The sequence below is a fragment of the Stenotrophomonas sp. 3diitr2024 genome (assembly GCF_042136455.1).
Taxonomy (GTDB): Bacteria; Pseudomonadota; Gammaproteobacteria; order Xanthomonadales; family Xanthomonadaceae; genus Stenotrophomonas; species Stenotrophomonas sepilia.
In genome coordinates this window covers 20,964-27,099 of sequence record NZ_JBHHMJ010000329.1, presented here as the reverse complement: position 1 = coordinate 27,099, position 6,136 = coordinate 20,964, and the positions used below count along the sequence as shown (strand labels likewise).

Sequence of the window (6,136 nt, the reverse complement as noted above, 5' to 3'; positions counted from 1 at the left end):
GTCGCTGGCCGGCAACTCATGAATCCATGGTCCCTTCAGGTGCCGGCCAGCGGCCGGCACTACCGGGGGAACCACATCCGGCACAATAGGCACCCCTCACGCCCCGCCGTATCGCCATGACCGACCTCGCCCCGCAGACCCCGATCGAAACCCTGCTGAAGGCGGCGATGGACGGGGCGGTGCCGATCCGCGCCTTCATGGAAGCCTTCGTCGCCTCCGAGGTGGTGCTGCAGACCGGCAGCCTGGTGACCCCCGATGGCAGCGGTTTCGACCCGCTGCTGTTCGACAAGCAGGGCACGTTGCACGTGGCCGTGTTCACCGATCCGTCGCGGGTGGGCATCTACAGCCAGCAGGCCGAACACCAGATCCGCTGGCTGATGCTGGACGTGCTGCGTCGCGTGCCGGGTGGCTACGGCGTGGTGATCAATCCGGGCACCCCGCTGGGCTTCGAGATCTCGCCCAGCGGCATCGGCGAGATCCTGAAGGACTTCGCGCAGGGCTGATTGTCCTGTACAGCCGAGCCCATGCTCGGCTGCCGTTCGCGCAATGCCCGCTCAGTCGAGCAAGGCTCGACGCTACAGAAGGCTTCCCTTCGAACGCCGTCCGTGATCCCCTTGGGCGACATCGGGATCGAGGCCTGGTCATGGAGTTCAGGGTATTGCCTGCCGACGCAGCGGAACGACAGCAATTGGCGCAGTGGTACCACGCGCAATGGGGCCGGGACGCCGGCCTGACGCTGGAACAGGAACTGCAACGGCTCGACCCGCCGCAGGATGCTGAAGGTTTCCCGCACCTGATCGCCGCTTTCGAAGATGGGCAGGTGGTCGGTGCAGTCCAGCTCAAGCGCCGCGAGATGCAGGCCTTTCCACAGTACGAGTACTGGTTGGGCAGTGTATTCGTGGCCGACAGCCATCGCGGCCGCGGATTGGCCAGTGGTCTGGTCGAACAGGCTGCGGCACAGGCCGCGCGGATGGGCGTTTCCGACCTGTACCTGCAGACCGAGGCCCTGGATGGTGGTCTGTATGCGCGGCTGGGCTGGAAGCCGGTGCAGGAAGCCGACAACCGCAGCTATCGCGTGCTGGTGATGGTGCGCAGGTTGGCCGCATGAGCGCATCCACGGTACGCCATTCCCGCTCGGCCCTGATCTTCCTGATCGTGGCCATCGTTGCGGCCCTGGTGGCCATGCCCCTGCTGCGCGCGGTAGGCATGGTGCAGTGGCCGGTGTTTGTCATCGCCTGGCTGATCAACCTGGGCGCGGCTTGGCATCTGGCCCAGTGGGCGCGCCAGCAGGGGCGCTCGGGCTGGGCGTTCGGGGTACCGGCAGCGCTAGGTACGGTCGCCTCGATCGTGGTCTATGTGCTGTTGGCGTTGCTGGGGCCGAAGTCCCCGGTGCGCTGAACCTTCGCCGGCTGTCCTGGACAAGGTGCCGAGCAGGGCTCGGCACCACAGCAAGGCCGAGCCAAGCCCGCACGCGTTGCGTGGAGCGCCGGCGCACAGGCCGGCGCCCCCTCCCTCACATCGTCACCTTGCGCCGGTTGTCATCGCTCACCCGGTCGATCAGCTTGTTGTAGGGATCGAAGCCCGCTTCATCCGGCTTCTCGTCCACCGTCACCGTGATCTTCGGCGCGGCGCTGGTGATGTGGTGGCGCTGCAGGTACAGCACCTTCTGGTCGCGCTCCTTGCCCGACGGGCCGTTGGCGAACACGCCGATCTCGACCCAGTCATCCATCTTCGCGTCGCTCTCCTTGCCCTTGCCATCGGCGTACTGCTTGGCGGCGTGCAGGTCCAGGGTCACGTCGTAGCGCCCGTCATCGCGCTTGCGGGCGCTGGCGGCCATCACCCGGTTGTCGTAGAAGCTGATCTTCTCGAACAGATCGGTGACCAGCTGCTGGCGGTCAGCCGGGGTCTCGGCGCGGATGTAGCCCAGCAGCTCGCGTGAGGTGGTGTACGGCGGCTGCTGGTAGCCCTTGTCCTGCAGGAAGCGCTTCAACGCCCGGTTCAGGGCCTGCTCGCCGATTTCCTCGCGCAGCCGATAGAACACCAGCGAACCCTTCTGGTAGTGGATGTACTGCTGGTTCTCCACGCGCTCCAGCGGCTGTTCCTCGATGGCCTCGCCGCCGCGGCCGGACAGGTAACCGTCCAGCTCGCGCTTGAGGAACTGGCGCATATGCTGGCGGCCGTACTCCTGCTCCATCACCATCAGCGCCGAGTACTGCGACAACGATTCGGACAGCACCGTTGCGCCCTGCACGTTGGCACCAATCACCTGGTGCGCCCACCACTGGTGTGCGATCTCGTGCGCGGTCACGTAGAACACGTAGTCCACCTTGTCCGGGTCACGCAGGTCAGCGATGAAACCGATGGCCTCGGAGTAGGGGATGGTGTTGGCGAACGACTGCGCGAAGCGGGCATAGCCCGGGAACTCGATGATGCGTACCTGGCGGTGCTGGTACGGCGTGAAGTTCGCCTCGTAGTAGGCCAGTGATTTCTGCACCGCCTCGATCATCCGGTCCACGTTGTAGCCGTGCGCCGGTTCGAAGTAGACCTCGATCGGGATGTCCTTGTACTTCGCCTTGCGCACCTCCCAGCGTGCCGACAGATACGCGTAGAAGTTCAGCATGGGCCGGTCCATGGCATAGCTGAAGCAGCGCCGGCCATTCACCGTGGTCTCGTGCCGCAGGTAGCCCGGCGCCAGCGCGACCTGGTCCGGCGCGGTGCACACCGTGGTGCGGAAATCGAGCCAGCCGGCATCATTGGAGATATAGGTGTTGGCCCGCGCTGCCTCGTCTTCCAGCCTGGGCATGCGCCGCGGTTCACCGAGATCGCGCTTGCGGCGTTCGTTGCGGTCGCTGATCTCGGCGCCCTCGTTATAGCCGAAGGACGGCAGTACGCGGCTGTTGAAGAAGGTGCCGTTGTCGACGATGTTGCTCGGTGCCTGGCCAGCGGTGATGCCGTTGGGCTTCTGCACCACCCGGAAATGCACGCTGCGGGTTTCACCGGGTTGCAGCGGCCTGTCCAGCCGGTAGATGCGGTAGCCGAGATCCTTGTCGTGGAAGGTCAACTTCTGCCCGCCGAGGTCGGCGGCCAGCAGCTGCTTGTCGTCGCCCATTGAGACATGCAGGTCCTGGATGGGCTGCGCGTGCAGGTTGCGGATGGTCCAGTTCGCATCGATCACCATTGACTGCGATTCCGGGAACAGGTCCACGCGGTTGTCCACGGCGACAATGCGTGGCTGTGGCAGGTTACGGTACTTCGACAGCTCGCGCTCGTAGCGGGCCTGCAGGTCCAGCTGCTGGTCGGGCGGGATGAACTCGTTGCGGATGTTGGTGCTCCAGTACAGCCAGCCGCCCACGCCGACGAACGCCACTGCTGCCAGCGCCGCAAAGGCGCCGGTAGGGCCGCGCAGGCGACGGCCAGCCAGCGCCAGGCGCTGGCGCAGCCCCTGGCTGACACCGCGTACCCAGAAGGCTGACGCCAGACACATCAGCGTCAGCAGGAACAGCGCCCAGTAGCCCTGGAAGGCCAGCTGCCCCGGCAGGAAGTGGCCGTAGCCGTTCATGTCCGAATAGGGCGCGTTGGGCCAGCTGCCGAAGTTGTACAGGTGCTGCGTGTAGTCGAGCAGGCCGAGCACGCCCTGGCCGATCACCACCACGATCAGCAGCGCGTAACCGACGAACTTGTTGTTGGTAAGTACCTGCAGCACCAGCGCCAGGCCCCCCATCAGGATGTAGACCACCGAATCCAGCGCCAGGCTGCGCAGGTACAGCAGCGGCTCCAGATGGGTGTAGCCCTTGGCCAGCTGCACGCCCATCGCGGCCAGCGCACCGGCGGCCTGGAAGCAGACGATCACCGCCAGCAGCGCAGTGAACTTGGCCAGCAGTGGCACCCAGTTCGGCACCGGCATGGCATCGGTCACTTCGTTGATACGCGCGCTGCGTTCCTTCCAGACCAGTTCACCGGCGAAGAAGAGCACGATGATCACCAGCAGCCAGCTGAAGGCGCCCTGCAGGGCCATGATCATCTGCGAGGTGACCGGCCAGATCGAGGTGCCGTACAGGGTCTGCCGGAACAGCGCGCTGGGCAGGAAGTTGGCCAGGCCCAGCACCAGCAGCACGATGAACGGTACGCTGCGCAGCACGCCGCGTGTATCGAAGCGCACCTGGCGCAGGAACTGCCGCCACGCCGTGGTGGCGGTGAACGCCGGCACCACGCGCGGCAGTGCTGCGCGGGTGGGGCGGACACTGGCGGCATCGGCAACCGGTTGCGCCTGCCTGCGGCCCCAGCGCCGACGACCACTGCCGCTGCGTTCGGTACGGAACAGCGCGAAGGTGGCGGCGAACAGCGCGGCAGCCACACCCAACCACAGAGCACGGTTGGCCAGCAGGTAACCGGCCAGCTCGGGAATCCCGTTGTTGCGTTCGGCGGTGGACCAGTAGCGGATCGTGCGGCCGAGGGCGCGCATGCCCAGCGGTTCGCTCAGCACCGCGATCCACGTATTGTCGATGTCACGCAGCAGGGCCGCGCTGGCACCGTACAGCACCAGGTAGGCCACCAGGCCGATGTAGACCCACAGGATCGAGCGGGTCAGTGCCGCCAGCAGCGACAGCAGTGCGGTGGTGAACAACAGGTTCGGAATGACGATGACCGCGAACGTCCACGCATAGCCCTGCCAGCTGATCGGGCCCATGCGCTCGGGATCGACCCACGGCATGAACGGTGCCAGCCACAGCCCGAACGCGATCACCACGTAAACCAGCAGCCCGGCGGCGAGGGCAGCGGCGATGCGCCCCGCCAGGTAGTCGCGGCGTTTCACCGGGCTGGCGAAGATCAGTTCGGCGGTGCCCAGTTCGAAGTCACGCAGCAGCGCATTGCTGACGAACAGTGCAGTGACCAGCATGCCGAGCAGGGTGAAGATGCCCAGCATCTGCGCGATCACGGTGGGCGCGTTGCTGTGCACGTTGCCGCTACCGCCACCGATCTGCACCGCATCGCTGGAGGCGGCGGCGAAGGCGAGCAGGGCGAACAGCCCGGCCAGCAGCCACAGCAGCGGGGAGCGCAGCTGCTCGCGCAGCTCGAAACGGAAGAAATCGAGGATCATGGTGTGCTCCGCTCAGGCTGCCGCGCGGGCACGGGCCTGCAGGCGCAGGCGCTGGAAGTACACGTCCTCAAGGTCGGGAGCCACGGCCGCGAAGCCATCGCCGGGGTCGTTGGCGCTGTGCACGTGGATCACTGGGCGGCCCCCGACCAGGCGGGTCGAGAGCACCACGTAGCGTGCTTCATGGTCGGCCAGTTCCGAAGGATCGACCTGCTTGCGCCAGACCTGCTGCTGCAGGGCATCGATGGCATCGGCCGGTCGCCCGGTCAGCAGCAGCTGGCCCTTGTTCATGATCGCCATCGTCGGGCACAGGTCGGTCACGTCCTCGACGATGTGGGTGGACAGGATCACCGCCACGTTCTCGCCAATCGCCGCCAGCAGGTTGAGGAAGCGGTTGCGTTCCTCCGGATCGAGGCCGGCGGTGGGTTCGTCGACGATTACCAAGCGTGGGTCACCCAACAGCGCCTGAGCGATGCCGAAGCGCTGGCGCATGCCGCCGGAGTAGGTGCCCAGCTTGCGCTTGCGCGCGTCCCAGAGGTTCACCTGCTGCAGCAGTCCATCGACCACCTCGCGACGCTGGGCGCGCTGGGTCAGGCCCTTGAGCACCGCGAAATGTTCCAGCAGGTCCAGCGCGCTGACTTTCGGGTACACGCCGAAATCCTGCGGCAGGTAGCCCAGCCGGCGGCGCACCGCATCCTTGTCGCGCAGTACGTCGATCGGCGCCTCGCCCGGAATGCTGAGCGTCGCCGTGCCGCTGTCGGCCTCCTGCAGGGTGGACAGCGTGCGCATCAGCGACGACTTGCCAGCGCCGTTCGGGCCGAGCAGGCCGAACATGCCGCGCGGGATGTCCAGGGTGACGTTGTTGAGGGCATGCACGCCGTTGGCGTACGTCTTGGACAGCGAATCGATCTTCAGCATGCGACGTACACCTTTCCATGGGCAATGTCTGCGCGTTATCCGCGCAACCGCGTCCGTGCGCATCCGCCGTTGGTCATGGGGGGGAGAACCCCGCCATCGTGCGTTGGCCGGAGCGCCGGCCCA

General features: G+C 66.3%; 5 protein-coding genes. 3 read left to right on the top strand and 2 right to left on the bottom strand.

The genetic code is table 11. The features are described from left to right. Positions 1 to 116: 116 nt before the first annotated feature. The 3 genes from ABGA94_RS08085 to ABGA94_RS08075 all read left to right on the top strand — a co-directional run bounded on the left by ABGA94_RS08085 (position 117) and on the right by ABGA94_RS08075 (position 1,398). Positions 117 to 503, top strand: coding sequence for an SseB family protein (locus ABGA94_RS08085; RefSeq protein WP_111127841.1), 387 nt, complete (start codon positions 117 to 119; stop codon positions 501 to 503). 140 nt (positions 504 to 643) lie between these two features. Further along, on the top strand, positions 644 to 1,108 hold the full coding sequence (locus ABGA94_RS08080; RefSeq protein WP_032954000.1) for a GNAT family N-acetyltransferase: 465 nt from the start codon (positions 644 to 646) through the stop codon (positions 1,106 to 1,108). Continuing rightward, a complete protein-coding gene (locus ABGA94_RS08075) occupies positions 1,105 to 1,398 on the top strand; it encodes a hypothetical protein (protein WP_065177907.1) in 294 nt (97 codons plus the stop codon). The genes ABGA94_RS08080 and ABGA94_RS08075 overlap by 4 nt, the downstream gene beginning before the upstream one ends. A gap of 115 nt (positions 1,399 to 1,513) precedes the next feature. On the opposite strand, the gene ABGA94_RS08070 is transcribed toward ABGA94_RS08075, so the two are convergent. Next, the gene (locus tag ABGA94_RS08070) at positions 1,514 to 5,098 is read right to left on the bottom strand and encodes an ABC transporter permease subunit (RefSeq protein ID WP_111127842.1); all 3,585 of its coding nucleotides are present in this window, start codon (positions 5,096 to 5,098) and stop codon (positions 1,514 to 1,516) included. A 12-nt stretch (positions 5,099 to 5,110) separates the two neighbouring features. Next, entirely contained in the window at positions 5,111 to 6,013 is a 903-nt protein-coding gene (locus tag ABGA94_RS08065; protein WP_375366967.1) for an ABC transporter ATP-binding protein, read from the bottom strand. Positions 6,014 to 6,136: the final 123 nt, after the last annotated feature.